This window comes from Brevibacterium sp. LAARM2_SD2, from assembly GCF_057364785.1.
The window spans coordinates 100568-124711 of the sequence record NZ_JBNFOM010000009.1; the positions used below are offsets into that span (position 1 = coordinate 100568).

The following is a 24144-nucleotide window of genomic DNA, read 5'->3' on the forward strand; positions in this document are numbered from 1 at the left end:
CTCAGTATCCGCGCGGTTTGGCCAGCGGGAAGGTGATCGTCGACCGGATCGTCTGCTGCGTGAAGAGCATGACGAGCCTGTCGAGCCCCATCCCGAGCCCACCGGCCGGCGGCATGCCGTACTCGAGGGCCCGGAGGAAGTCCTCGTCGAGCTCCATCGCCTCGGGGTCGCCGCCGGCCGCGGCCAGCGACTGTGCGGTGAGCCGCTGCCGCTGGACGACGGGGTCGACGAGTTCGGAGTACGCGGTGCCGAGCTCGGAGCCGAAGATGATGAGGTCCCACTTCTCGGCGAGCATCGGGTCCGTCCGGTGCTGCCGGGTCAGCGGTGAGGTCTCGGCGGGGAAGTCCGTGTAGAAGGTCGGGGCGACCGTCTGGGACTCCGCGACCTCCTCGTAGATCTCCTGGAGCAGCATGCCCCACCCCCACTTCGGGTTGACGGTGACCCCGGCCTTCCGCGCCAGGGTGCGCAGCGCCTCGATCGAGGTGTCGGTCGTGACCTCCTCGCCCATTGTCTGCGAGACGACGTCGGTGAGCGAGATCGTCGTCCATTCGTCGGCGAGGTCGATCTCGTGTTCGACGCCGTCGACGGTCCCGCGCACGATCGTCGTCCCGAGCGACGCCTGGGCGGCGTTGATGACCATCGTGCGGGTGAGCTCGCGCATCGTGGTGTAGTCACCACCGGCCTGGTAGGCCTCGAGCATCGAGAACTCCGGGTTGTGGGTCGCGTCGACGCCCTCGTTGCGGAAGTTCCGCCCGATCTCGAACACCCGGTCGAAGCCGCCGACGAGGAGCCTCTTGAGGTAGAGCTCCGGGGCGATGCGGAGGTAGAGATCGAGGTTGTAGGCGTTGATGTGGGTGAGGAACGGTCGCGCGTTCGCTCCGCCGTGGACGGTCTGGAGGATCGGGGTCTCGACCTCGAGGAAGTCACGCGACTGCAGGGTCTCCCTGATCGTCTGGAACGCTAGCGAGCGGACGACCATGAGGTCGCGCTGGCCGGTGTTCATCGTGAAGTCGAGGTAGCGCTGGCGCACCTTCGCCTCGGGGTCGGTCAGCCCCTCGTGGAGGCTCGGCCACGGGCGCAGCGACTTCGCCGTCATCGTCCACCCGGTGACGATGAACGACGGGGTGCCGGTGCGGGAGACGCCGTCGTAGCCGGTCACGGAGATCCGGTCACCGCGGGAGAGCCACGACTGCAGCTGGGAGAGCGATTCCGCACCGAGGTTGTCCCGTTCGCAGACGAGCTGGACGTCGTGGCCCTGCGTGCGCAGGTCGAGGAAGACGACGCCGCCGTGGTCGCGGATGCCGAGCACCCGCCCGTCGATGACGGTGCCGGGCACGGCGTCGGCGGCCGCCTCGGCGGGATAGGGCTCGACCCCGGAGGCGAGCATCCGCTCGCGCACGTCGAGACGGTGGCGGACCTGATCGGGGATCCGCGACGCGGTGTCCGAGGCCGGCGCCGAGGCGGTGATCCCGAGCAGCGGGGCCGCTTCCTCGGGTGTGTAGATCGGCTGTTCGTGCTGGCCTTTGCCGAAGATCTTCGGCGGGGTGAGGAACCCTTCGGCGATGCTCACGGCGAGGCCGATGCGGGCGAGGTCCGAGCCCTCCGGGTAGCAGAGCATCCGGGGCACCCACGTCGGGTGGTACTTCTCGTTGGACCGGTAGAGGGACTCGAGCTGCCAGAACCGGGAGAGGTAGAGGAGGACGTTGCGCCACAGCCGCTTGATCGGCCCGGCCCCGAGTTCCTTGCCCTGTTCGAAGGCGGACCGGAAGACGGCGAAGTTGAGTGAGACCTCGGCGATCCCCTGATCGGGTGCCTCGCGCATGAGGCCGGCGACCATGAACTCGGTGACGCCGTTCTCCGCGAACGGGTGGCGGCGCATGAGGTCGAGGGAGGCTCCCGAGCGGCCCCACGGCACGAAGCAGAGCAGTCCCGCCGTGGTCTCGGCCAGCGTTCCCGCGTCGGCGGGGAAGAGCGCTTCGACGACGATCCCGTCGGAGTCGGCGGGGTCGCCGAAGCGCCCGAGCGCCATCGAGAAGCCGCGTTCGGTGTCCCCGTCACGCCATTCGTCGGCGAACCGGGAGAGGCCTGCGAGCTCGTCGGCGGGGATCTCTCCCTGCCGGCGGATGCGGAGCGTGTAGCCGAGGCCGGAGAGCTTCGAGACGGCCCGCTGCACCTCGGGCAGCGAGGAGAGGATGAAGTCCTTCGTGTAGAGCACAGCCTCGTCGCCGACGTGGAGGACCTTGAGTCCGGCCTCGTGATAGGCCTGCGCACCCTGCTTCGAGGCGGCGAGGACGGCGGGCACCCAGCCGTAGGATTCGGCGTAGTTGACGAACCCGCGGGCGGCACTCGCCCACTGCGAGGGCGGTCCGATCGGGTCGCTCGCGACGAGGCAGACGCCGGCCTGGACGCGGTAGGTGAGCACGCAGTCGTCGGCGAAGAACGCCGACCGGTCCCGCCGCGTCGAGAAGTAGCCGAGCGAGTCCGAGGGATGGTCGGCCAGGCCCTCGCGGACCTGGCGCTCCTGGTCGATGTCGATGCGCTCGGCATCGCGCGAGGACCGCAGCAGGGTCCAGAAGGCGAGGATGATGCTCGCTCCGGAACCGAAGCCGAAGAGGGTGATCATCCAGCTCGACGCGGTGTTCTGCCGGACGCCGAAGAGCTCGGCGAGGATCTGGCGGGCTTGGATCATCGTCAGGCCGCCGGTGACGTACTGGCAGGTCAGCACGATGAGCACGGTGAGGACGAGGCCAGCGGCGAGGACGACGAGCGCCTTGAGGAAGCCGCGCGCTGGGTCTTCGCGACGTACCACCGGCGGTAGACGAGGAGGGTGATGATGACGATCACCGGCACGGCGATGCCGGTGGCGAGGTCCCAGGCGAGGAGGTCGGGGGCGGTGAAGTACACCGCGATGACGATGAGGATGTAGAGGAGGAGGATGACGGCCAGGAACACGAGGAGGATCCACCACGCCAGGCGCTTGCGGATGTTCAGGGCGGCCGCGAGGAGGAAGAGGATGACCGAGGAGACGAAGTCGACCGGGGTGATCGGGACGATCCAGTCGAAGACGAAGCTGAGGACTCGGCCGAGCCAGCTGTCCTCGGGAGTGATGAGGTTGATGAGCATGAGCACGGCGAGGATGGTGAGCACGCGCGGCAGCCAGCGCACGAAGAACGGGGTGCCCTTCGCCGAGGAGATGTCTGAGGGGGGCATAGGGGGAATCCTTTCACACTGCTCCGACCTGGACCCTCAGGTGCGAGCCGCACCACATCACTCCTGTTGCCCAGGTCACATATGGTGTCACAGGAAAGCCCGCTTGCAGTGACGGACGACCGTGAGTTTTCAGATTAGGTTACCCTAATGAGAAGTGTGGGCCAGGGTGTGCAATTCTCGTGACATGAAACTCGACCATGTGTCCTTCGCCAGTGAACCTGACGGCTATCGAGCGACTGCCGAGCGCATCTCGGACCAGCTCGGTGTGGTTCCCTACGACGGCGGGGTGCATCCGCGTTTCGGTACCCGGAATCTCATCTTCCCGCTTGCGGGCGGCCATTACCTCGAAGTCGTCGAAGCCTTGGAGCACCCGGCCGCTCTCTCGACCCCCTTCGGCCAAGCTGTGCGGACGCGCTCCGAACTCGGCGGCGGTTGGATGGGCTGGTGCGTGTCCGTCGACGATCTCTCCGAGGTCGAGACGCGCCTCGAACGCAAGGCCGTCGACGGCAATCGCACGCCCGAGTCGGGAGAAGAGCTCAAGTGGCTGCAGATCGGAGTCAAGGGGCTCATCGCCGATCCCCAGCTGCCGTTCTTCATCAAGTGGTCCGCCGATTCGTCTCAGCATCCCTCCTCGTACAAGACCAATGAGGATGTCTCGATCGACACCCTCCAGATCGCGGGCGACCGTGATCGCCTGCGCGACTGGCTCGGCACCGACGATGCCAAGCCGATCCCGGAGATCCACATCGACTGGTCGGCCCCGCACGGCGCCCCCGGCATCATGTCGGTGACGTTCGAGACCGAGAAGCACGGCCTCGTCACGATCTGACCCGGGCGCTTCGACATCGCCCCGGGCGCTTCCGAACCTCCGCAGACTCAGCAGACGATGAGAGAGGTCTGCCCGCCCCACAGAGCAGCCGCGCACAGCCCCCGATCGGGCCGTGCGCGGCTGTGTCATGTCCCCGCCGCGCTGCCTGTCCGGCTGCCCGTTTGCGGTCACATCGCCGAGGTGATTGCGCTGAATCGGCTCGAATCCCTCGGTTCTGTGATCACGAACGCGTCCTCAGACCGGGGTGGGGCCCCAGCGCCGATCGTCATTCAGCCGACGCGACGACCAGCCGACGCAACGGCGAACGCGAGGTGGATGCCGCAGGATCCGCGCCGGATCACCGAGGGTCGACGAGGGCGAGCACCCCGGGGGCGAGGAATCCGACGACGTCGATGAGGGTGTGGGCCCACACGAGCGGCATGAGTCGGCCGGTGCGCATGAAGAACCACCCGAAGATGATGCCCATCGCGAAGTTCCCGAGGAACGGCCCGATCCCCTGATAGAGGTGGTAGCTCGCGCGGAAGAGGGCGAGGGCGATGATGATCGTCCACGGCCGATAGCCGAGTTCCCGGAGACGCTCGGCGCCGAATCCGAAGAGGAGGACCTCTTCGAGGATCCCGTTCTTCGCCGCCGCGAGGATGAGCACGGGGATCGTCCACCAATGGTCGCCGAGGTTGGCTGGCTGCACCTCGGCGGTGATCCCGAGTGCCCTGCCGCCCGCGTAAATCCCCAGGGTCCCGATCCCGATGACGAGGAGGAGGCCCGCACCCTGAGCGAAGTCGCGGACTCGGTGCCCCTGGACGCCGAGGCGTTCGCTCAGGGGCCGCCGGTCGGAGTCGCGGGTGAGGAGGTAGAGGGCGAGCGCGACGGGGACGAGGGAGAACCCGATGTCGAGGAGCTGGTAGACGAGGTCGAAGAACGGCCGCGGATTGAGGGAGGTGTTGAGCTTCGCCTCGGCGTCGCTGATGGGGCCGCGGGTGATGATGTCGGCCAACCGCACGACCGCGTAGACCGCGGACTGGCCGAGGGAGAGGGCGGCGACGAGCCCGAGCTCGATCCACAGGCGCCTGCGCTCCCGCGGGTCGGTCGCGGTCTCCATGCTCACCGTCGTTCTCCTCCGTCTCGTTGTCAGTGCTTCGGTTCGTCGCGGCCCTCGGCGGGACCCGCCTGCGGACCCGCCTCGGACTCGGATCCAGTCGACGCTGCGTCTGTCGGCGCGGAACCGGTTGACGCTGACCCGCCGGACGTCGAGCCGGTCGATGGCGGACCGTCCGACGAGGACCCGGCCGGGGCGCCCACCGTCGCGGTCTCACGGTCGGCGGCGCGCGCCTCGGCGACGTCGAGGACCTGACCGCGGGCCATGTTCTTCACGTGCCGCTTCTCGGCCCGGCGCTCCTTGGCCCCTTCGAGGAGCAGGTAGAGGACGGGGACGAGGATGAGCGTGAGGATCGTCGAGCTGACGAGTCCGCCGATGACGACGATCGCGAGCGGCTTCGAGATGAACACGCCCCCGCCGGTGAGCCCGAGCGCCATCGGGACGAGCGCGAAGATCGTCGCCGCCGCGGTCATGAGGATCGGCCGGTAGCGCAGGCGCGCGCCGCCGACGATCGCCGGCCGCAGCTCGACCCCGCGGGCGCGGAAGTGGTTGATGAGGTCGATGAGGACGATCGCGTTCGTCACGACGATGCCGATGAGCATGAGCAGGCCGATCATCGCCGTGAGCCCCATCGCGGTGTCGGTGAGGAGGAGCAGCGCGATCGAACCGGTCGCCGCGAACGGGATCGAGACGAGGAGGATGAGCGGCTGGAGCAGCGACTTGAAGGTCGCGACCATGATGACGAAGACGATGAGGATCGCTGCGAGCATCGCCAGCCCCAGCTGGGAGAACGCGTCCTCCTGCTCCTCGGTGGCACCGCCGGTGTCGACGGTGACGCCGTCGGGGATGTCGACCTCGCCGAGCGCCGCCTGCACATCGGCGGACAGCGTGCCGAGGTCGTCTCCGGAGGGGGTGACCGACACCGTCGTCGAACGCTGACTGTTCGTGTGGCGGATGTTCGGTGCGGTCCTCACCTCGTTGACGTCGGCGACCTCGTCGAGTTCGATGTACTGCGGTTCGGCCGGCGCCGCCGCCCCGGTGCCTGCACCAGCATCGGTGCCAGCGCCCGCACCGGCTCCCGTTCCCGCTCCGGCGCCGGCTCCAGCTCCGGCACCACCGGGGGCGGTCGGCGTCTCGGGTGCGGCGGGGATCTCGAGGCTGCGCAGCTCGTCGACCGTCGTCGCCTCGCGGTCGAAGAGGAGGACGGAATGGGTGACGTCGTCGATGACGACGTCGCCGATCGTCTGCCCGCGCATCGCCCGCTGGACGTACTGGCCGATCGCCGCCTCGGTGAGGTTCTCCTCGGCGGCCCGCTCCGAGTCGATCGTGACCTCGATGACCGGTTGGACGGCCTCGACGTCGCTCGTCACGGACTGGGTGCCGGGCACCTGCTCGAGCCGGTCGGCGACGGTCTGCGTCGTCTCCTCGAGGACCTGCGTGTCGGTCGACGTCAGGGTGACGTCGATCGTCTGCGCACCCGGTGTCGAACTCTGATCTTCGACCTCGACCTGCCCCACGCCCTCGAGGCGTCGAACGCGTTCTGCAGCTCGGTCGTGATCGACTGCGCCGAGACACCGTCCTTCGCGTTGACGATGTACGTGCCCGTCAGGCCCGAATCGTCGACGAAGCCGAAGTTCGACCCGCCGATCGACACCTGATAGGACTCGATGTTCTCATCACCGGCGAGGATGTCCTCGACCTGCCGCGCCTGGTCGGAGGCCTCGGTGAGGTCGGTGCCGGGTTCGAAGGTCTGGCTCACCTGCAGCTGCTCCTGGCCGGTGTCGCCGAAGAGCTCGGTCTTCAGCTGCGGCACCATGAATCCGGTGCCGACGAGGATGATGACCGCGGCGAGGATCATGATGACCGGATGCTTGGTGGAGAACGAGATCACCGGCATGTACGTCTTCTGCAGGCGCGTGACCGGGGAGTGGAGGGCGGCGAGTTCGTCGACCTCCGCCGCTTCGCGCCCCGCTGAGGCCGACGATGCCGACCCCGCGGCACCGGACGCGGAGACTCCCCCGGACCCTGACCTCGCCCGCGATCCCCCACCGACGGCTCCCGACCCCGCGGGCACGAGTCCGTCGTCGGTCTCGACGGCGCCGCCGGCGTCGTAGCGTCCGGCGGTGAGGATGCTCTGCTTCTTCGCCGCCTTGCGCGCCGCTCTCCGCTCGGTGCGCCACTGCCCGAGCATCTGCCTGCGGCTGCGGCGGATCTCCGCTTTCTCCTCCCGGGTGAGCTTGACGGTCGACTCCCGCTGCCGGAGGAACCAGTACGCGAGGACCGGCACGATCGTCAGCGCGACGAAGAGGCTCGAGAGCAGGGCGATCGTCGCGGTGAGCGCGAAGGGACGGAACATCTCCCCCGTCTGCCCGGTGACGAACGCGAGCGGGAGGAAGACGGCGACCGTCGTCAGGGTCGAGGCGGTGATGGCTCCGGCCACCTCGGCGACGGCGGCGAGGATGTTGGCGAACTTGTCACCGCCGGCGGCATGCCGACGACGGATCGCCTCGATGACGACGATCGAATCGTCGACGACGCGGCCGACGGAGATCGTCAGCGCACCGAGGGTGAGCATGTTGAGCGTCTCCCCGCCCATCCACAGGCCGATGAGGGCGATGAGGAGGGAGAGCGGGATCGAGATCGCGGTGATGATCGTCGCGCGCACGGACAGGAGGAAGACGAGGATGACGAGGACGGCGAAGATGAGGCCGAGCATGCCCTCGTTGAGCAGGTCCTCGATCGACTGCTCGATGAAGGGGGCCTGATCGAACGCGGAGACGAACTGCGTGTTGTCGCCCATCGTCCCCTCGAGGTCGGGCAGCCGCTCCGCCACCGCGTGGGAGACGTCGACGGTGTTCGCGTCGGATTCCTTCATCACCGACACCGACAGCGACGGCTGGCCGTTGGTCCGCGAGATCGATTCGACGGGAGCGTCGGCGATCGCGACATCGGCGACGTCGCCGAGTGTGATCGGTCCGTCGCTGCCGTTGATCGCGAGGTTCTCGATCGCTTCGACCGAGCGCACGCGGCTGCCGACCTCGACCGGTGCCGTGCCCTGGCTGCTGTTGAGGTCACCCGCCGAGGTGGGGATGCCGTTGGACTGGAGAAGCGAGGCGATCTCGTCGACGCTGGCGCCCTCGTCCTCGAGGTCGTCCTGGCGGATGCGGATGTCGACCTGCTTCGTCCGGGCCCCGGCGATCTGGACCTGGGAGACGCCGTCGACCTTCGACAGCTCGGGTTCGACGATGTCGTTGAGGTCAGCGGCGAGCCGGTCCTCATCGGCGTCCGAGGTCACCGACAGCGCGAGGACGGGGATGTCGTCGGTGCTCAGGGTCAGCACATTGGGTTCGACGCCCTCGGGCAGCTGCGACTGCACCTGGGACACGGCGCGCTGCAGGGTGCGGACGATGTCGTCGGAGTTCACCCCGTATTTCGTGCTCACGGTGATCGTCGACGACCCGGCTGAGGACACCGAGGTCATGTCCTCGACCTCGGAGAGCGGGGCGAGCGCTCCTTCGAGCGGGTCGGTGACTTCGGACTCGACCGCCTGCGGGGTCGCACCTTCGTACGTCGCGGTGACCGTGGCCTGCGGATTGTCGAGGGAGGGGAAGAGCTCCTGCTTGAGCGCTCCGGCCCCGATGACGCCGAAGATCACGGCGACGACGGAGATGAGTGCGATGAGCGCACGGTTCTTCAGACTCAGGCGGGTCAGAAAACTCACTCGTGGACTTTCTTCTCGGGAAGCCGACCGGAGCCGCGACATACGACACCACGGTCATCCTAGTGACCGGGACTGTGAGCTCGCCCGACGAGGTCGCCCGGCCCGCCGCGCCGACCCCGCGAATCCGCTCCGACGCCGTGAATCCGCACCGACGCCCCGAGTTCCCACCGACGCACTGAACCGACAAATACGCCGTTAGCGCAGAGCGTATTTGTCGGTTGAGGGCGTCGATGTCGATGGCGCCGCTAGTGAGGGTGGTGGTTGAGGGCGTATTTGTCGGGTGAGGGCGTCGGTGGCGCGACGACGCTGAGTCCCCGCCGACGCCGTCGACCAGCCCCTGCCGCACCAACGCCGTGAACCTGCACTGACGCCCTGAATTCCCACCGACGCACTGAACCGGCAAATACGCCCTTAGTGCAGGGCGTATTTGTCGGTTGGGGGCGTCGATGGCGACGGGGCCGCTGGCGAGGGTGTCGGTTGAGCGCGTAACTGTCGGTTGGGGGCGTCGGTGTCGGCGGCGACGGTGGCGAGGGTGCCGGTTGAGAGCGTATTTGTCGGTTGGGGGCGTCGATGGCGGCGGCGAGGGCGCCGGCGCAGACCGCGAACGCGCCTACTCGGCGGCCGTCGTTCGCGGGCGGGTCTCGCGGCCGGTGAGCCAGACGGCTGCGGCGATGAGGCCGAGGGCACCGGTGAGGAGGAACGCGGCGGAATAGCTCGCGTGGTCGATGACGACGCCGGCGATGACGGGGCCGAGGATCGCCCCGCCGTCGAGGGCCATCTGGTACTTCGCGAGCACCCGGCCGCCCTTGCGGTCACGGCCGATGACGTCGGCGACCGCGGCCTGCTGGGCGGGATTGGCGAGACCCGAGCCGATGCCTGCGATGATCGAGAGGACGAAGAAGAGCCAGATCGTCTCCGTGAATGCCAGGGCCGCGGTCGAGACCCCGAGGACGGTGAGGCCCCAGAGGATGAACGGCTTGCGGCCGTACGTGTCGGCGAAGCGGCCGACGACGGCGACGGCCGAGGCGTTGCCGATCGCGAACATCGTCAGCGCCAGTCCCGCCACGGCGGTATCGGCGCGCAGGATCTGGATCGCGAAGAGCGGGTAGATGGCCACGCGGATGCCCATCGCCGACCAGCCCTGGACGAACGCGGAGACGAGCGCCGCACGGTAGGCGGAGTCCCGCCACGCCTGCCGGAACGTCATGACCTCCTGAACGCGCTCGTCCTGTGCGGCCTCGCGCCGGGCCCGCCCGGACTTCGTCGCCGACCCCGCCGAGGCGGTCGAGGCGAGGAACACGCGCACGACGCCGGCGGCGATGACGAGGCCGATCGCGTAGATGAGGAAGGGCAGGCGCATCCCCCACCCGGCCATGAGTCCGCCGAGCACGGGGCCGGCGATGCCGCCGACGAGGAACGCGGTGGCATAGGTGCTCGACGCCTTCGCCCTGGCATCGACGGGGGCGAGACGGATGATGAGCGCCATCGCGGAGACGGTGAACATCGTCGAGCCGATGCCGCCGAGGCCGCGGAAGATCAGCAGCTGCCAGTAGTTCTGGGCGAACGCGACCGCCGCCGTGGAGGCGGCGACGACGAGGAGCCCGGTGATGTAGATTCGCCGTTCCCCGAAGGCGTCGACGAGGCGGCCGGAGGTCGGGGAGAAGACGAACCGGAAGAACGCGAAGGAGGAGACGACGATCGTCGCCGCCGTCACCCCGAAGTCGAAGCTCGCCGCGAACTGCGGGAGGACGGGGGCGATGATGCCGTAGCCCAGCGCCACGATGAACGCGGCGCGACGAGGACGTAGATCTCCTTCGGCAGGCGGCGATCGGCAGCGAGTGGGGCGCTGTCCGGATCGGCGGCCGCCTCGTCGCGCTGCCCCTCCTCGCCTCTCACAGGGTGTCGAGGAACTGATCGGGGTCGGGCAGGGGGCGGGTGCTCGTCGTCAGACGGGCCCGATAGCGCTCGGGCACGGCCCCGATGTAGAACCAGCCCATGAGCAGCTCACTGTCGGTCAGCCGGTGGAGGCGGCGGACGGCGGGTTCGTTCGTCAGGGTGCCGCTGCGCCACATCACACCCCAGCCGGCCTGCCAGAGGGCGAGTTCGAGCAGGTGTCCGGCACCGGCCGCGGTCGCGTGCTGCTCCCATTCGGGGACCTTAGGGTGCGGTGTCGGCGAGGCGACGAGCGCGAGGAGGAGTTCGGCGCGCAGGGGCTTCGTGTTGACCTCACCGGGCGCGCGGGTGACGCCCGCGGCCTCGTCGAGGGCGGCGCCGAGGCGGAGGCGGTCGTCCCCGCGGATGATGACGAACCGCCACGGCTTGAGCGCCTTGTGGTCGGCGACGGAGGAGATGATGCGGATGATCTCCCGCAGATCGGAGTCGCTCGGGGTCTCCGAGTCGACCTTCGAGATCGAGCGCCGTGTCGCCAGGGCGTGGAGGACCGGGTCGGTGAGCGCGTCGATCGAACTCGGCTGCGAATAGTCCGGTCCCGTGCGCGACTCCTCCCCCGCCTCGGCGAGGGTGGGCCCCACCGCGGTCGGGAACGGATCCCCGGAATCGGTGGGCATAGTCTCGCCCGACGGTCCGGCGGCGGTTCTCACGGCCTGGGCGGCGAGTCTCTTCGCCCACGGACCGGTCTCTCCGTCGAGGAAATGGGTGCGCGCGAGCTCACGCTCGGCGGTCGAGCGCTTCGGCTTCTTGGCCGCCTTCTTCCCACAGCCGGACTTCTTCTTGCTCCCCACTCAGCTCACCCAGTTCGCGTAGGCCTTCCGCGCCTTCGACAGCTTCGGGTCGATGATCACCCGGCAGTAGCCGTTGTCGGGGTTGTTCGTGTAGAAGTCCTGGTGGACGGTCTCGGCCGGGTAGTAGGTGCCGAGCGGTTCGAGGGTCGTGACGATCGGGTCGTCGAAGTACTCCTGGGCTTCGGCGATCGCCTTCTCGAACTCGGCCTTCTCCTCGTCGTCGCGGTAGAACATCGCCGACCGGTACTGGGTGCCGACGTCGTAGCCCTGGCGGTTGAGGCTCGTCGGGTCGTGACCGGTGAAGAAGAGGCCGAGGATGATGCTCTCGGGCACGATTTCCGGATCGAAGGTGACCTGGAGGGCCTCCGCGTGGCCGGTCGTTCCGCCGGCGACTTCACGGTAGTGCGGGTCGGGGGTGTCGCCGCCGGTGTATCCGGAGACCACCGAGGTGACGCCCTTGGTGCGCTGGTAGACGGCATCGAGGCACCAGAAGCATCCGGCGCCGAGCGTGAGGGTGCGAAGTTCGCTCATAGTTGGTACAACGGCTTTCGGTTCAGCGTATTCCCGGGCCCGCGTTCGGGGCGCCCGGGATCGTTCAGCAGTGTAGCCGACGGCGTGGTGCTCGACGGCCCGCGGTTCGAGAACGTGGAGTCCGACGGCGTGGGACCCGACGACTCGGTGCTCGACGGCTCGGTGCTGATCGCTCAGCTGCGGTCGGTGCGGAACGTCAGGTCAGCCGGTCGCGGCCAGTCGGCGAGCGTGAGCGGCGGTGGTTCCGGGGCGTCGTCGACGACCACCGCAACGCCGTCGAGGTCCTCGTCATCGAAGGTGTCCGGGTAGCCTTCCACGCCGTCGGGGTGGAGGGTCCCCGGTGCTGAGGCGTCGAGGCGCTCGGCGGTCTCCGCAGCCAGGACGAGGTCCTCGCCGTCCTCGGCGGCGAGGAGCTCGATGCGCGCGAGCAGTCCCTCGGAGATCTCGAGGCTGAGTTCGAGCCCCGTGGGTTCGTCGTCGCCGGTCGCACCGGTCAGCGCCTCCCCGGCCTCGACGACGCCGACGACGGGGTAGGTCTGGGTGGCGGGCACCGCAGCGGGCGCGTCCGAGTCGAGGTAGACGTCGATGCTCGTGATGTCCTCCTCGGCGAGCAGTGCCGCCAGATCCTCGTCACTGAGCTCGATCGGATCGCTGCCGGGGAACTGCTTCGTCGAGTACGGCACCCACACGAAGAACCGGGCGTGCTCGAGTTGGGCCCGGACCACCTCGGCGACGTCCTGGGACTGCGGGTGCGGCTGGTCGAGGATCGCCTCGACGGAGGCCCGGATGTGAGGGGGCAGTTCGATCTCGACGGGGGCGAAGGCGGTGTGTCCGTCGATCGCCTCGGCCGCGACGAACTCCTCGGCCTTGTCGAGGGCGAACGCGGTGACGGCCATGACCGTCGAGTTCACCGCGGCGTTGAGCCCCCGGCCGACGCCGGTCGGCAGCTTCGCATCCCAGCGGTCCTTGATGTCCTGGATCGGCGTCCACAGGGCCCAGCTCGCGACTCCGGCGGCGACCGCGGCGGCAACGTTGAGCACGGCCTGCGACTTCCATGTATCGGCCTCGACCGTCCACGCCTCGGAATCCTCACCGTCGACATCGAGCTGCCCGAATGCCGTGTCGTCATCGGCGAACGCGGAGTCCTGGTCGGCGAATGCCTTCGTGCCTCCGAGCCAGGTCAGGGCGGCCGTGGCCACTGCGTAGGCGGCGCGGACCACGGGTTCCTGACCGGCGGTGAAGTCACGGCGGCGGACGATGCTCTGCGCTCCGGAGCCGAGCGTGGAGACGGCGCGGACGAGGAGGCGATGGCGTTGGGGGATATCGGGGAGGCGCATGTCCACATCGAATCACGCGCACCTGAAGCGCGGGTGTGAACTCGCTGGCCGGACGGCGACGCTCGCCGGACGGCGAAGGCTCAGAGCACGAGCGAGCTCGGCAGGGTGAATCCGAGTTCCGCGGCGGCCGTCTGCGTCGAGGGCTGGTTCCACAGCCGCGCGACCGCCTCGTTCGTCGCCAGCGACCGCATCTCGGCCTTGTCGAGGAAGAGGATCCCGCCGAGGTGGTCGGTCTCGTGGGCGACGATGCGCGCTGACCAGCCGGTGACCTCCTCGGCGAAGGGGGTGCCGTCGAGCTCTTCACCGCGCAGGGCGATCGTCCGCGGGCGGGCGACGACGGCCTGGTAGCCGGGGATCGACAGGCAGCCTTCGTAGAAGGCGACCCGCTCTGACGTAGACGGCTCGTAGGAGGCGTTGACAATGGTGCGGAACGGAAGCGGCTCCCGCTCGCGCACCGCAGCGGCTTCGGGGCTGATGGCGGCGGGGTCCTCGGCGACGAAGAGGGACAGCCCGACACCGACCTGGGGGCCGGCGAGTCCGACGCCCGGGGCGGCGCGCATGGTCGCTCGCATCACCTCGGCGAGGCGGGCCAGCGTCGCATCGTCGACCTGTCCGGTAAACGGCAGCACCGGGGTCCGCAGGATCGGGTCGCCGGCATCGACGATGGGGGCGATGCCGCCGCCCGCCTCGGCGGCCGCGAGGACGGCATGGATCTGGTCGGCGACGAGACGGTCGGTGAGCTGCACTGGGTTCTCCTGAATGCGTGGGGTCAGCGGGCGCGGGCGACGATGAGCTCGGCGTGCTTGAGCAGCGGGGCGTCGATCATCTTGCCCTCGTAGGCGAACGCGCCCTTCTCCGTCTTCGCACGCTCGAGGACGGCGTTGGCCCAGGTGAGCTGGTCGTCGCTGGGGCGGAAGGCCTCGCGGACGACGGGCACGTGGTTGGGGTGGATGGAGACCTTGCCGCTGAATCCGGATTCGACGGCGTCGTCGGCTTCGGCGGCGAGACCGTCGTGGTCGGGGATGTCGGCCCAGATCGAATCGAGCGCGTACTTCCCGTGGGCGCGGGCGGCGAGCAGGGTCGAGCTGCGCACGTGGGCGACGACGTCACGCCACGTCCCGTCTGCCCGGCGGGAGGAGCCCCCGCCGAGGTCGGCGATGAGGTCCTCGGAGCCCCACATCAGGCCGTAGGTGTTGTCGGCGGCGGCGATCTCGGCGACGTGCAGGGCGCCGAGCGCGGTTTCGATGAGGGCGATGACCTCGAACCCGGCGAGGATCGTCAGATCGTCGGCCGACTCCGTCTTCGGCAGCATGACGGCCGTGTAGTCGGTCTGCGCGAGCATCCGCAGGTCGTCGGCGAGGTGCGCGGAGTCGCGGGCGTTCACGCGCACGACGGTGCGGGCGGGATCGAGCGGGTAGTCGATGATCGCTTCGCGCGCCGCGTCCTTGTCGGCGTCGTTGACGGCGTCCTCGAGGTCGAGGATGACGATGTCGGAGCGTTCGGCGGCCTTCTGGAACCGGTCGGGCCGGTCGCCGGGGACGAAGAGCCAGGCGGGGGCGAATTCGAGTGCCATGGTCGGTCTCCTCACTTCTCCGTCTGCGGGGCCGCGGCCTGCGGGGATTCGGTCTGCGGGGATTCGGAGGGGGCCGCGGTCTGCGGTGTCGTCGCGGACCCCGCGGTCGCCTCGGCGGGCTTGGCATGGGACGAGTCGAACATCATCGTCTGGCGCACGGCCTTCGCGACGAGCTGGCCGTTCTGGTTGTAGCCGCGGTGTTCGAGGGTGACGATGCCCTGTCCGGGGCGGGACTTCGAGGCGCGCTTGTCGAGGATCGTCGTCTCCGCGTAGAGGGTGTCGCCGTGGAAGAGCGGGGCGGGGAAGCTGACCTCGGAGAAGCCGAGGTTGCCGACGATCGTGCCCTGGGTGAGCTGGGAGACGGACAGGCCGATGAGCGTGGCGAGGGTGAACATCGAGTTGACGAGGCGCTGCCCGAAGGGCTCGGTCTCGGCGAAGGCGGCATCGAGGTGGAGGGCCTGCGTGTTCATCGTCACCGCGGTGAACCACGTGTTGTCGGCCTCGGTGATCGTCCGGCCCGGCGCGTGCTTGTAGACGGTGCCGACTTCCATCTCGTCGAGCCACAGTCCGCGCTGTTCGATGACCTTGCTCTCGCTCATTCTCGCTCCTTCGTCGTGATGTTTCGAGCTTACCCGTCAGCTGGGTCACAGTCTGCGGCAGGTGCGGTTGCCCCGGGGCCCGCACGATCACCGCCGAAGCGGTCCGAGGAACGCTCCGACCACGGCGGTGCCGGCGGCGACCGCGAACGCGGGACCGGCGCCGAGCCCGGTGATGAGGGCCCCGAGGAGCGGTGCGCCGAGGGCCTGGCCGACGGCGATGAGGAGGAAGGCGAGTCCGACGCCGGCCGCGGGCGCCCGGTCGTAGACCTCGGTGCCCCAGACGAGGAGGAGCCCGGTCAGGGCGATGTAGACGGCCCCGAAGACCGCGGCGGCCGCCCAGGCACCGGCGATGCTGCCGGGCACGGCGGCGAAGAGCAGGGTCGATGCGGCGAGGATGAGCATCGCGACGAGCCAGCCGCGGCGCAGTCCCACCGTCGCGGCGAGGTCCCCGGAGACGGCACCGAGCATGCCGAAGGTGCCGAGGAGGATCCAGGCGATCGCCGAGGCGGTCTCCCCCATGCCGCCGACGCCGACGAGGAGGTCGCGGCCGAACGTCCACACGGCGGCGCTCGCAAATCCCATGAGCGCCGAGGCGGTCATCAGCGGCGTGCTTCCGCGCGGGAGGAGCGGGCGGGGCAGGAAAGCGGGCTCGGCGATCCCGGGCCGGCGCGGTGAGGGTGTCGCGGCCCTGGCACCGCCGGGTGAGGGGACGGCGCGCAGGATCCAGAGGGTGACAAGGGCGGAGAGGACGGCGAAGGCGATCCATGCCCAGCGCCACTGGCCGAGGGTGAGCAGGGCGATCGGTCCGGCGACGGCGACGCCGAGTCCTGTGCCGGCGTTGATGACCGTCTGGGTCCGACCGCGGACGGACGAGCGCACGGACTGCGCGACGGCTTGGGCGAGCGGCGGTGAGGCGACACCGGTGCTCGATCCGGCGATGAGGACACCGATCGCGAGCATCGTCGTGGTGGGGGCTGCGGCGATGAGCGCGGTGCCAATCGTCGCGATGATCCCGGCGCAGGCGGCGATGGGACGGGCACCGCAGCGCGGGGTGAGGATCGTCGCGGCGACGATCGCCAGGCAGTAGGCGATGTACGACCCCGAGGCGATTGCCCCGGCCGTCTGTGCGTCGAGTCCGAAGTCCGCGCGGAATGCCGGGAGGAACAGTCCGAAGGCGAAGCGCGCGAGGCCGTAGCAGGCGGCGATGAGGCTGAGTCCGGCCGCCGCGAGGGCCAGAGTGCCGCGGCGGCCGAGGAGTGCTGCGCCGGTGTCGGTCGAGGTCATTGCGGAGATCTCCGGGGCTCGTCGTCGAGTCGCCGGCGAACAGTGCCGCCAGGCAACTTCACAGGTCTGTGAACTAGTGTGATCACAAGTACACTGATCTGTAAAGTGGGAGCGCAGTCGCACGGCGCAACGCCCGGCCGCGCCGGACGGAATCCCGCACGACTCCCCCGCGACAGGAGGACACTGATGACGACCACGACGGCAGAAGACCCCCTCACTCCCCCGCAGCTCACCGCCGGGGCGCAGCGCATCCTCGAGACAGCTGCGGGTCTCTTCTACTCCCGCGGCCTCCATGCCGTCGGCGTCGACACGATCGCTCACGAGTCGGGGAGGACGAAGCGGACGCTCTATGACCGATTCGGCTCGAAGGACGCCCTCGTCGTCACGTACCTGCAGGTCAGGCACCACACCTGGTGGTCGCGCCTGGAGCAGCGGCTCGCAGCGCTCGACGTCGACGACATCGACGAGAGGTCGGCAGCCCGCGACCGCGTGCTCGCCGTCGTCGACTCCTACTCACTCGACGCCGATACGACGGCCGAACGCGGGTGCGCGTTCGTCAACGCCGCGGCCGAACTGCCCGCCGACCATCCCGGCCGCGCTGTCATCCGGGCGCACAAGGCGCGCGTCGTCGATCTCCTCGCCGGTATCCTCGACACCGGCGGACACCCCGCACCCGAAGCCCTCGCCGAGCATGTGTTCCTCATCCTCGAAGGCGCGATCGTCCACCGCGGCCTCGACGGCGACGACCACCGCCTGCAGAGCGCCCGGGCCCTCATCGGCGATCTCCTCGCCTGAATCACCAGGCCTCCCGCCTGCCCCTGAGCTGCGGGAGGATGACACCTTCCGCAATCGCACGCTGCAGTCCCTCGCCGCGGTCGACCACCTCGGCGAATGAGGCGAAGTCCACCCGGGCCAGCCCGCCCTTTCCCCGCGGAATCCGACTAGGCTGAAGGCAACGGGCCCACCGAGTGGCAACCGCACCCGAGACCGAGGAGAGCGATGGACCGCGATTCGATCGACTGCTGGCTGACCGACATGGACGGCGTCCTGGTCAGGGAGAACAACGCCCTGCCCGGTGCCTCGGAGCTGCTCGCGCAGTGGCGGCGCAAGGACATCCCGTTCCTCGTCCTGACGAACAACTCGATCTACACCGCCCGTGACCTCTCCGCGAGGCTGCGCTCGAACGGTCTCGAGGTTCCCGAGGACAACATCTGGACCTCGGCGATGGCGACCGCGGACTTCCTCTCCCACCAGGTCGACCACGGCTCGGCCTATGTCGTCGGTGAGGCGGGTCTGACCACCGCGATCCACGAAGCCGGGTTCATCATGACGGAGAACGACCCCGACTTCGTCGTCGTCGGCGAGACCCACAACTACTCGTTCGAGGCGATCACGAAGGCGATCCGGCTCATCGACTCCGGCTCGCGCTTCATCGTCACCAACCCCGATGCGACCGGACCGAGCCCCGAGGGGGTCCTGCCGGCCACCGGTGCGATCGCCGCGCTCATCACGAAGGCGACGAACCGCGAACCCTACGTCGTCGGCAAACCCAACCCGATGATGTTCCGGTCGGCCCTCAACAAGATCGGCGCGCACTCGAAGTCCACCGCGATGATCGGCGACCGCATGGACACCGACATCATCGCCGGCATGGAGGCGGGCATGCACACCGTCCTCGTCCTCTCAGGGATTTCTACCGCCGAGGATGTCCGCCGCTATCCGTTCCGCCCCGACGAGATCCTCGACGGCGTCTACGACCTCCTCGACGTCCCGCTCGATCAGCAGACCGACCTCGGCGCCGACGTCACCGGCTCCGCGTGAGCTGACGCCCGGCACCCGCATCACGGGTCAGAGCCTCGCCGAGGTGGATCGCGCCCGATTCTCGACGCAGATTCGAGCTCGATCCACCTCGGGGGCCGGCATCACTCGGCGCGACCGGCCCAAGCAGCCCTAGACTCACTTTCATCATAAAAGTTATGTGATGGAGGTCACCATGCGCTATCCCGAGATCGTCGACGAGGACACCTGGGTCACCGCACGCCGGCGCCTGCTCGACGAGGAGAAGGACCTGACGAAGCGGATCGACGCCGTCAATGCCGCGCGCCGCCGCTTGCCGATGGTGAAAGTCGAGAAGGACTACCGTCTCACCGGCCCCGACGGGGAGGTCACGCTCCGCGCGCTGTTCGGCGATTCGCCGCAGCTCATCGTCCAGCACTTCATGTTCGATCCCAGCTGGGACCAGGGCTGTACGAGCTGCACGGCGATGGCCGACAGCTCCGCCCACCCCGCCGTCCTCGACCAACTGGCCAAACGGGGCACTGCCTTCGCCGCGGTCTCCCGCGCACCGCTGGAGAAGATCGAAGCCTACCGGACGGCGCGGGGCTGGTCGTTCCCGTGGTTCTCCTCGGCGGACAGCGACTTCAACCTCGACTTCCACGTCACCCTCAACCCCGAGGCGGCACCGCCGAACTACAACTTCCGCTCCGCCGACGAGCTCATCGCGGCCGGTCAGGAATGGCTGACGACCTATCGGGGCGAGCAGCCGGGGATCAGCGTCTTCCTCCGAGACGGCGACGACATCTTCCACACCTATTCGGTCTACGCCCGCGGGCTCGAGGTGATGATGCCGGCCTACGGCATGCTCGATCTCACCGCCCTCGGCCGGCAGGAGAGCTGGGAGGAGCCTGCCGGACGCGCACCCGTCCTCTTCCGCCACGATGCCGGAGTGCTCAGTCCGGAGACCGTCGCTCAGTGAGCGGCACCCGCGGACCTCCCCGCCGGCCCGCGGCCGGGATAGACTCTCCACCACCCGGCCCAGCGGCCGACGACGGAGACGCAAGGAGGCCCGATGCCGCGGCAGCACACCGAGATCCGGGAGACCGCCTCCGACCGGCGGGAATGGCGCAGGATCCGTCGGCACCTGCGGCCGGCGACGATGTGGGGCGTCCCGCTCAGGCTCCTCATCGCCGCCGCGGTCCTCGGCGTGCTCACCCCGCTCGTCGACCGTCAGCTCGCGACCGTCTTCAACTCCTATCCGGACCTCGACTCGGGCAGCGTCGGCTCCCTGCTCGGCATCATCTCAGGCGCCATGGTCACCCTCGCCGGCCTCGCCTTCGCCGCCCTGACAACGGCGATGAGCCTCGGCATCACGGCGATGTCCGTGCGCCTGGCTCCCCTGCTCCAAGCCGATCGCGTCGTCCAGTGGGCGCTCGGCTCGTTCATCGCGACTTTCGTCTATGCGCTGCTCATCGCCCTGAGCATCGCGCTCGGCGAGGACAGCTACAAGCCATGGGCGGGCACGATCAGTGCCGTGACCGCCACCCTCGCGTGCGCGGTGATGTTCCTCGCCTTCGTCGTCCGCGTCTGCCAGCTCCTCACCTCCGGTGCCCTGCTGCGCAAACTCGCCCGGGACGGCTGGAGAGCCACCCGCTATCTGCCGAAGAAATTCCCCGCCGAGGCGGCTGCGGTGTCCCAGCGCTCCGTGCCCGACGTCATCCGGTGCACCGGCAGCGCCCGGCCGGGGCGGCGATGCGCTGCTGGCGGTCAACACCCCGCGCCTGCTCGACTTCGAAGACGCGTGGCACTGCACGATCGAACTCGTCCCCACCGTCGGCTCCCCCGTGCCGGTGCGCACCCTCCTCTTCCGCACGAGCGTCGAACTGAGCAGCAAGCAGGCCGCCGAGCTGGAGAAGGCCGTCGCATTCGGCGACATCGAATCCGCCGCGAACGGACCGTTCGGAGCGATCCGCACCATCGTCGACATCGCACTCAAAGCGCTGTCACCGGCGGTCAACGACCCGTCCCGGGCGGTGCAGGCCCTCGACCAGATCGAGGCCATCCTCATCGGCCTCTCACCCCTGGTCGCACAGCAGGAGCGCACGCTCGCGGCCAGCCCAGACGCCTCGGTGCTGCGGGATTGGACCCGCAGCTGGACCGAGTACATCGAAGCGGCGACCGACGAGATCCGCCAGTTCGGGACGTCGTCGATCCAGATCCAGCGGCGTCTGCGGGCGCTCTTCGCCACCCTGTCCTCCGTCGTCCCGGAATCCCAGCGGCCTCCGCTCGAGGCCCGCGTGGCTGTGCTCGACCGCGGCACGGACCGCTGGTGGCACGACCCGCTCGACCGCAGGCTCGCCACGGTCAGGGATCCCGAGGGCATCGGCGGAGCCGAACACGACTGAATCGGCCCGCACGCCGAGCCCCGCACGCCGAGCCCGTACGTCGAGCCCGTACGTCGAGCCCAGCACAGCGAGCCTGGCACGCCGAAGCCGCCACGCAGTGCCGAGTCCTTACGCGAGCGCCGACATCAGCCGCATCGCCGACTCCATGTACCGGCGCGTCCACGGTCGCTTCATCCATTCGTCGAGGGTGAGCTCGTGGCTCTTCTCCCGGTAGTCGTCGATGACTGCGGAGATGTCGGGCACGAGGTTGCCGCCGGTCGTGAGCAGGCTGATCTCGTAGTTGAGTCCGAAGGAGCGCATGTCCATGTTCGAGGACCCCATGACCCCGTACTCGCCGTCGACGACGAAGCACTTCGTGTGGAGGACCGCGGGCTTCGGGTAGAGGTAGATGCGCACCCCCGCCTCGAGGAGGGCCTGGTAGTACGAGGCCTGGGCGCGGCCGACGACGTACTGGTCGGCTTCCTCGCTGACGTAGAGCTCGACGTCGACGCCGCGGTAGGACGCGGTGTTGATCGCGGCGAGCAGGGATTCGTCGGGGATGAAGTAGGGGCTGACGATCGAGAGCTTCTTCTGAGCGAGGTAGAAGAGCGAGTTGAAGACCTTGAGGTTCGGCTCCGTCGTGAACCCGGGCCCCGATGGGATGAGCTGCATTCCGCAGACGTCTCCCCCGACGTCCGGCTCCGGCGCAGTGCCCTCGTAGTCGCGGATGCCCAGCTCCTCACCGCATTCGGAGTACCAGTCGGTGGCGAAGACCGCTTCGATCGAGGCGACGATCTCGCCGCTGACCTCGACCATGATGTCGTGCCAATGCCGCCCGACCTTGATGTTGGCCTTCATGTCGTAGGTCGAGTCGATCATGTTCTGCGAGCCCATCATCGCCCGCTTCCCGTCGACGACGAGGAGTTTGCGGTGATTGCGCAGATCGATCCGCCGCAGCTTGCCCCGCCACGGGATGAACGGGAGCATGAGGTGCCATTCGATCCCGGCCGCGGTCAGCCGCTTGCCGAGCGAATGGAATCCCGGGTACTTCCGCGACCCGATGTGATCGTAGAGGACCCGGACGTGGACGCCGCGGGCCGCTGCACGCTTGAGGGCTTCGAAGAACACGTCGGTCGTCTGGTCCCACGCCATGATGTAGATCTGCACATGAACGTACTTCTGCGCCCCGTCGACGAGCTCGGCCATCCGCTCGATCGTCGAATCGTAGTCCATCGTGATGCCGTGGTTGGTGCCGGTGACCATCGGCAGCGCGGTGAGGTTGCGACCGAGTTCGGCGATGAGGTCGAAGTCGCGCGGGGCCTTCAGCGACGGCGGCACATCGGGCAGGTCGTCGGCGCCCTTGTGCATGAGCTCGTTCGCCATCGCCTGGATCCGGGCGCGCCGCCGGTTGATGTAGGGGCTGCCGATGAGGAGGAAGAGCGGGATGCCGACGATGGGCAGGAAGAGGATGAGCAGCAGCCACGCCGAGGACGATGACGGCCGCCGGTTCTCCGGCACGACGCCGATCGCGATGATCTTCACGATGTACTCGATGACGATCCACGTCACCGACGCCACGTCGCCCAATTGATGGTCGCCCAATCGATGGTGTTCACCCGCAGCCTCCGTTCGTGGGGTTGAGGTCAACCCTAACCGCCGAGGCGGCCCCCGGAGCCCGCACGCCCGCACAGGATCGCACGGGGCAGCGGTGGGAACCGCCTCGGCGGGGCGATGTTGAGCGGCGTGCCCGGGCCGACGTCACCACCGGGTCACGGAATCAGCGTCCCCCGGCGGCACCTCAATCCCAGCACCGCGACATCGGCACCGGCGGCGCCGCAGAACCTGCGCCCGACGAGGTCAGAGCCCGAGTTCGCGGGCGATGAGCATGAGCTGGACTTCCGTCGTGCCCTCGCCGACCTCGAGGATCTTCGAGTCGCGGTAGTGGCGGGCGACGAGGTATTCGTTCATGAAGCCGTAGCCGCCGTGGATCTGCGTGGCGTCGCGGGCGTTGTCCATGGCCGCGTCACCGGCGATCATCTTCGCGATCGCCGCTTCCTTCTTGAACGGCAGACCCGCGAGCATGCGGGAGGCGGCGAGGTAGTACGCGGCGCGGGCGGCGACGACGCGGGCCTCCATGCGGGCGATCTTGAACTGGATGCCCTGGAAGTCGGCGATCGGGTGGCCGAACGCCTGACGCTCCTTCGCGTACTTGACGGACTCGTCGACGCAGCCCTGGGCGGCGCCGACGGAGAGCGCGCCGACGGCGATGCGGCCCTCGTCGAGGATGCGGAGGAAGTTCGCGTAGCCGCGGCCGCGTTCGCCGAGCAGGTTCTCCTCGGGGACCTCGACGTTGTCGAACGTCAGCGGGTGCGTGTCCGAGGAGTTCCAGCCGACCTTGTCGTACGGGGGTTCGGCGGTGAAGCCGGGGGTGCCTGCGGGGATGATGATCGTCGAGATCTCCGGCACCTCACGGCCCGACTTCGAGGTCTTCGTCCCGGTCACAGCCGTGGCGGTGACGAGACGGGTGATGTCGGTGCCGGAGTTCGTGATGAAGGACTTCGACCCGTTGATCGTCCACGTGCCGTTCTCGAGCGTCGCCTTCGTCCGGGTGCCCCCGGCGTCGGAACCGGCTTCGGGTTCGGTGAGTCCGAAGGCGGCGAGCCCGGAGGCGTCGGTGAGCTTCGGCAGCCATTCCCGCTTCTGCTCCTCGGTGCCGAACCGGTAGATCGGCATCGCGCCGAGCGACACCCCGGCCTCGAGGGTGATGGCCAGGGACTGGTTGACGCGGGCGATCTCCTCGATCGCCAGGCACAGCGCGAAGTAGTCTCCGCCCATGCCGCCGTACTCCTCGTCGAAGGGCAGGCCGAAGAGGCCCATCTGCCCCATCTTCGCCACGAGGTCGTAGGGGAACTCGTGCTTCGCGTCGAGTTCGGCGCTGACGGGGGCGACCTCCTCGTCGGCGAACTTCGCAACGCCTTGACGCAGATCCTCGTATTCTTCGGGCAGCATGCCCGGGACGAAAGTGCTCATCGTGTCCTCTCCGCCGGTGGGCGTGGTTTCGCT

The 24144-nt window shown here is 68.8% G+C and carries 18 protein-coding genes and 2 pseudogenes; 6 read left to right on the forward strand and 14 right to left on the reverse strand.

The annotated features are described in order from the left end of the window. Position 1: 1 nt before the first annotated feature. Entirely contained in the window at positions 2–2809 is a 2808-nt protein-coding gene (gene lysX / locus AC2W7K_RS07860; RefSeq protein WP_486005962.1) for a bifunctional lysylphosphatidylglycerol synthetase/lysine--tRNA ligase LysX, read from the reverse strand. Next, positions 2719–3210, reverse strand: coding sequence for a hypothetical protein (locus tag AC2W7K_RS07865; RefSeq protein WP_486005963.1), 492 nt, complete (start codon positions 3208–3210; stop codon positions 2719–2721). The genes lysX and AC2W7K_RS07865 overlap by 91 nt, the downstream gene beginning before the upstream one ends. Positions 3211–3394: 184 nt before the next feature. Here AC2W7K_RS07865 and AC2W7K_RS07870 point away from each other — a divergent pair, with 184 nt between their 5' ends. Further along, the gene (locus AC2W7K_RS07870) at positions 3395–4039 is read left to right on the forward strand and encodes a VOC family protein (protein WP_486005964.1); all 645 of its coding nucleotides are present in this window, start codon (positions 3395–3397) and stop codon (positions 4037–4039) included. Positions 4040–4376: 337 nt separating this feature from the next. Here AC2W7K_RS07870 and AC2W7K_RS07875 read toward each other — a convergent pair whose 3' ends face one another. From AC2W7K_RS07875 to AC2W7K_RS07920, 10 genes and pseudogenes are all read right to left on the reverse strand, one after another. Continuing rightward, on the reverse strand, positions 4377–5138 hold the full coding sequence (locus tag AC2W7K_RS07875) for a CPBP family intramembrane glutamic endopeptidase (RefSeq protein ID WP_198500895.1): 762 nt from the start codon (positions 5136–5138) through the stop codon (positions 4377–4379). 29 nt (positions 5139–5167) lie between these two features. Continuing rightward, positions 5168–8898 (reverse strand): annotated as a pseudogene (locus AC2W7K_RS07880) (efflux RND transporter permease subunit). Between the two features lie 568 nt (positions 8899–9466). After that, positions 9467–10636: an MFS transporter gene (locus AC2W7K_RS07885; protein WP_486005965.1), complete on the reverse strand. Its 1170-nt coding sequence runs from the start codon at positions 10634–10636 to the stop codon at positions 9467–9469. Positions 10637–10748: 112 nt separating this feature from the next. Then, a complete protein-coding gene (locus AC2W7K_RS07890) occupies positions 10749–11597 on the reverse strand; it encodes a nitroreductase family protein (protein ID WP_232623853.1) in 849 nt (282 codons plus the stop codon). Continuing rightward, positions 11598–12128 carry a peptide-methionine (S)-S-oxide reductase MsrA gene (gene msrA, locus AC2W7K_RS07895; protein WP_198500706.1) on the reverse strand — a complete coding sequence of 177 codons (531 nt, stop codon included), beginning with the start codon at positions 12126–12128 and terminating at the stop codon, positions 11598–11600. A 173-nt stretch (positions 12129–12301) separates the two neighbouring features. Then, on the reverse strand, positions 12302–13465 hold the full coding sequence (locus AC2W7K_RS07900; RefSeq protein WP_198500705.1) for a hypothetical protein: 1164 nt from the start codon (positions 13463–13465) through the stop codon (positions 12302–12304). Between the two features lie 80 nt (positions 13466–13545). After that, positions 13546–14211, reverse strand: coding sequence for a peptide deformylase (locus AC2W7K_RS07905; RefSeq protein ID WP_198500704.1), 666 nt, complete (start codon positions 14209–14211; stop codon positions 13546–13548). Positions 14212–14234: 23 nt separating this feature from the next. Beyond that, entirely contained in the window at positions 14235–15038 is an 804-nt protein-coding gene (locus tag AC2W7K_RS07910) for an HpcH/HpaI aldolase/citrate lyase family protein (RefSeq protein ID WP_198500703.1), read from the reverse strand. Positions 15039–15049: 11 nt separating this feature from the next. Continuing rightward, the gene (locus AC2W7K_RS07915) at positions 15050–15637 is read right to left on the reverse strand and encodes a MaoC family dehydratase (RefSeq protein ID WP_198500702.1); all 588 of its coding nucleotides are present in this window, start codon (positions 15635–15637) and stop codon (positions 15050–15052) included. Between the two features lie 87 nt (positions 15638–15724). Continuing rightward, on the reverse strand, positions 15725–16921 hold the full coding sequence (locus AC2W7K_RS07920; RefSeq protein ID WP_198500701.1) for an MFS transporter: 1197 nt from the start codon (positions 16919–16921) through the stop codon (positions 15725–15727). 186 nt (positions 16922–17107) lie between these two features. On the opposite strand from AC2W7K_RS07920, the gene AC2W7K_RS07925 reads away from it, so the two are divergent. From AC2W7K_RS07925 to AC2W7K_RS07945, 5 genes and pseudogenes are all read left to right on the forward strand, one after another. Next, positions 17108–17716, forward strand: coding sequence for a TetR/AcrR family transcriptional regulator (locus AC2W7K_RS07925; protein ID WP_198500700.1), 609 nt, complete (start codon positions 17108–17110; stop codon positions 17714–17716). 204 nt (positions 17717–17920) lie between these two features. Next, positions 17921–18742 carry an HAD-IIA family hydrolase gene (locus AC2W7K_RS07930; protein WP_198500699.1) on the forward strand — a complete coding sequence of 274 codons (822 nt, stop codon included), beginning with the start codon at positions 17921–17923 and terminating at the stop codon, positions 18740–18742. A gap of 160 nt (positions 18743–18902) precedes the next feature. After that, a complete protein-coding gene (locus tag AC2W7K_RS07935) occupies positions 18903–19676 on the forward strand; it encodes a DUF899 domain-containing protein (protein WP_198500698.1) in 774 nt (257 codons plus the stop codon). A 180-nt stretch (positions 19677–19856) separates the two neighbouring features. Further along, positions 19857–20303, forward strand: a pseudogene (locus AC2W7K_RS07940) (DUF2254 family protein); the annotation flags it as partial. 1 nt (position 20304) lies between these two features. Next, on the forward strand, positions 20305–21102 hold the full coding sequence (locus AC2W7K_RS07945; protein ID WP_486005966.1) for a DUF2254 family protein: 798 nt from the start codon (positions 20305–20307) through the stop codon (positions 21100–21102). Positions 21103–21210: 108 nt separating this feature from the next. Here AC2W7K_RS07945 and cls read toward each other — a convergent pair whose 3' ends face one another. Next, on the reverse strand, positions 21211–22659 hold the full coding sequence (gene cls, locus AC2W7K_RS07950; protein ID WP_486005967.1) for a cardiolipin synthase: 1449 nt from the start codon (positions 22657–22659) through the stop codon (positions 21211–21213). Between the two features lie 279 nt (positions 22660–22938). Beyond that, positions 22939–24111: an acyl-CoA dehydrogenase family protein gene (locus AC2W7K_RS07955; protein ID WP_198500695.1), complete on the reverse strand. Its 1173-nt coding sequence runs from the start codon at positions 24109–24111 to the stop codon at positions 22939–22941. Between the last annotated feature and the right edge of the window lie 33 nt (positions 24112–24144).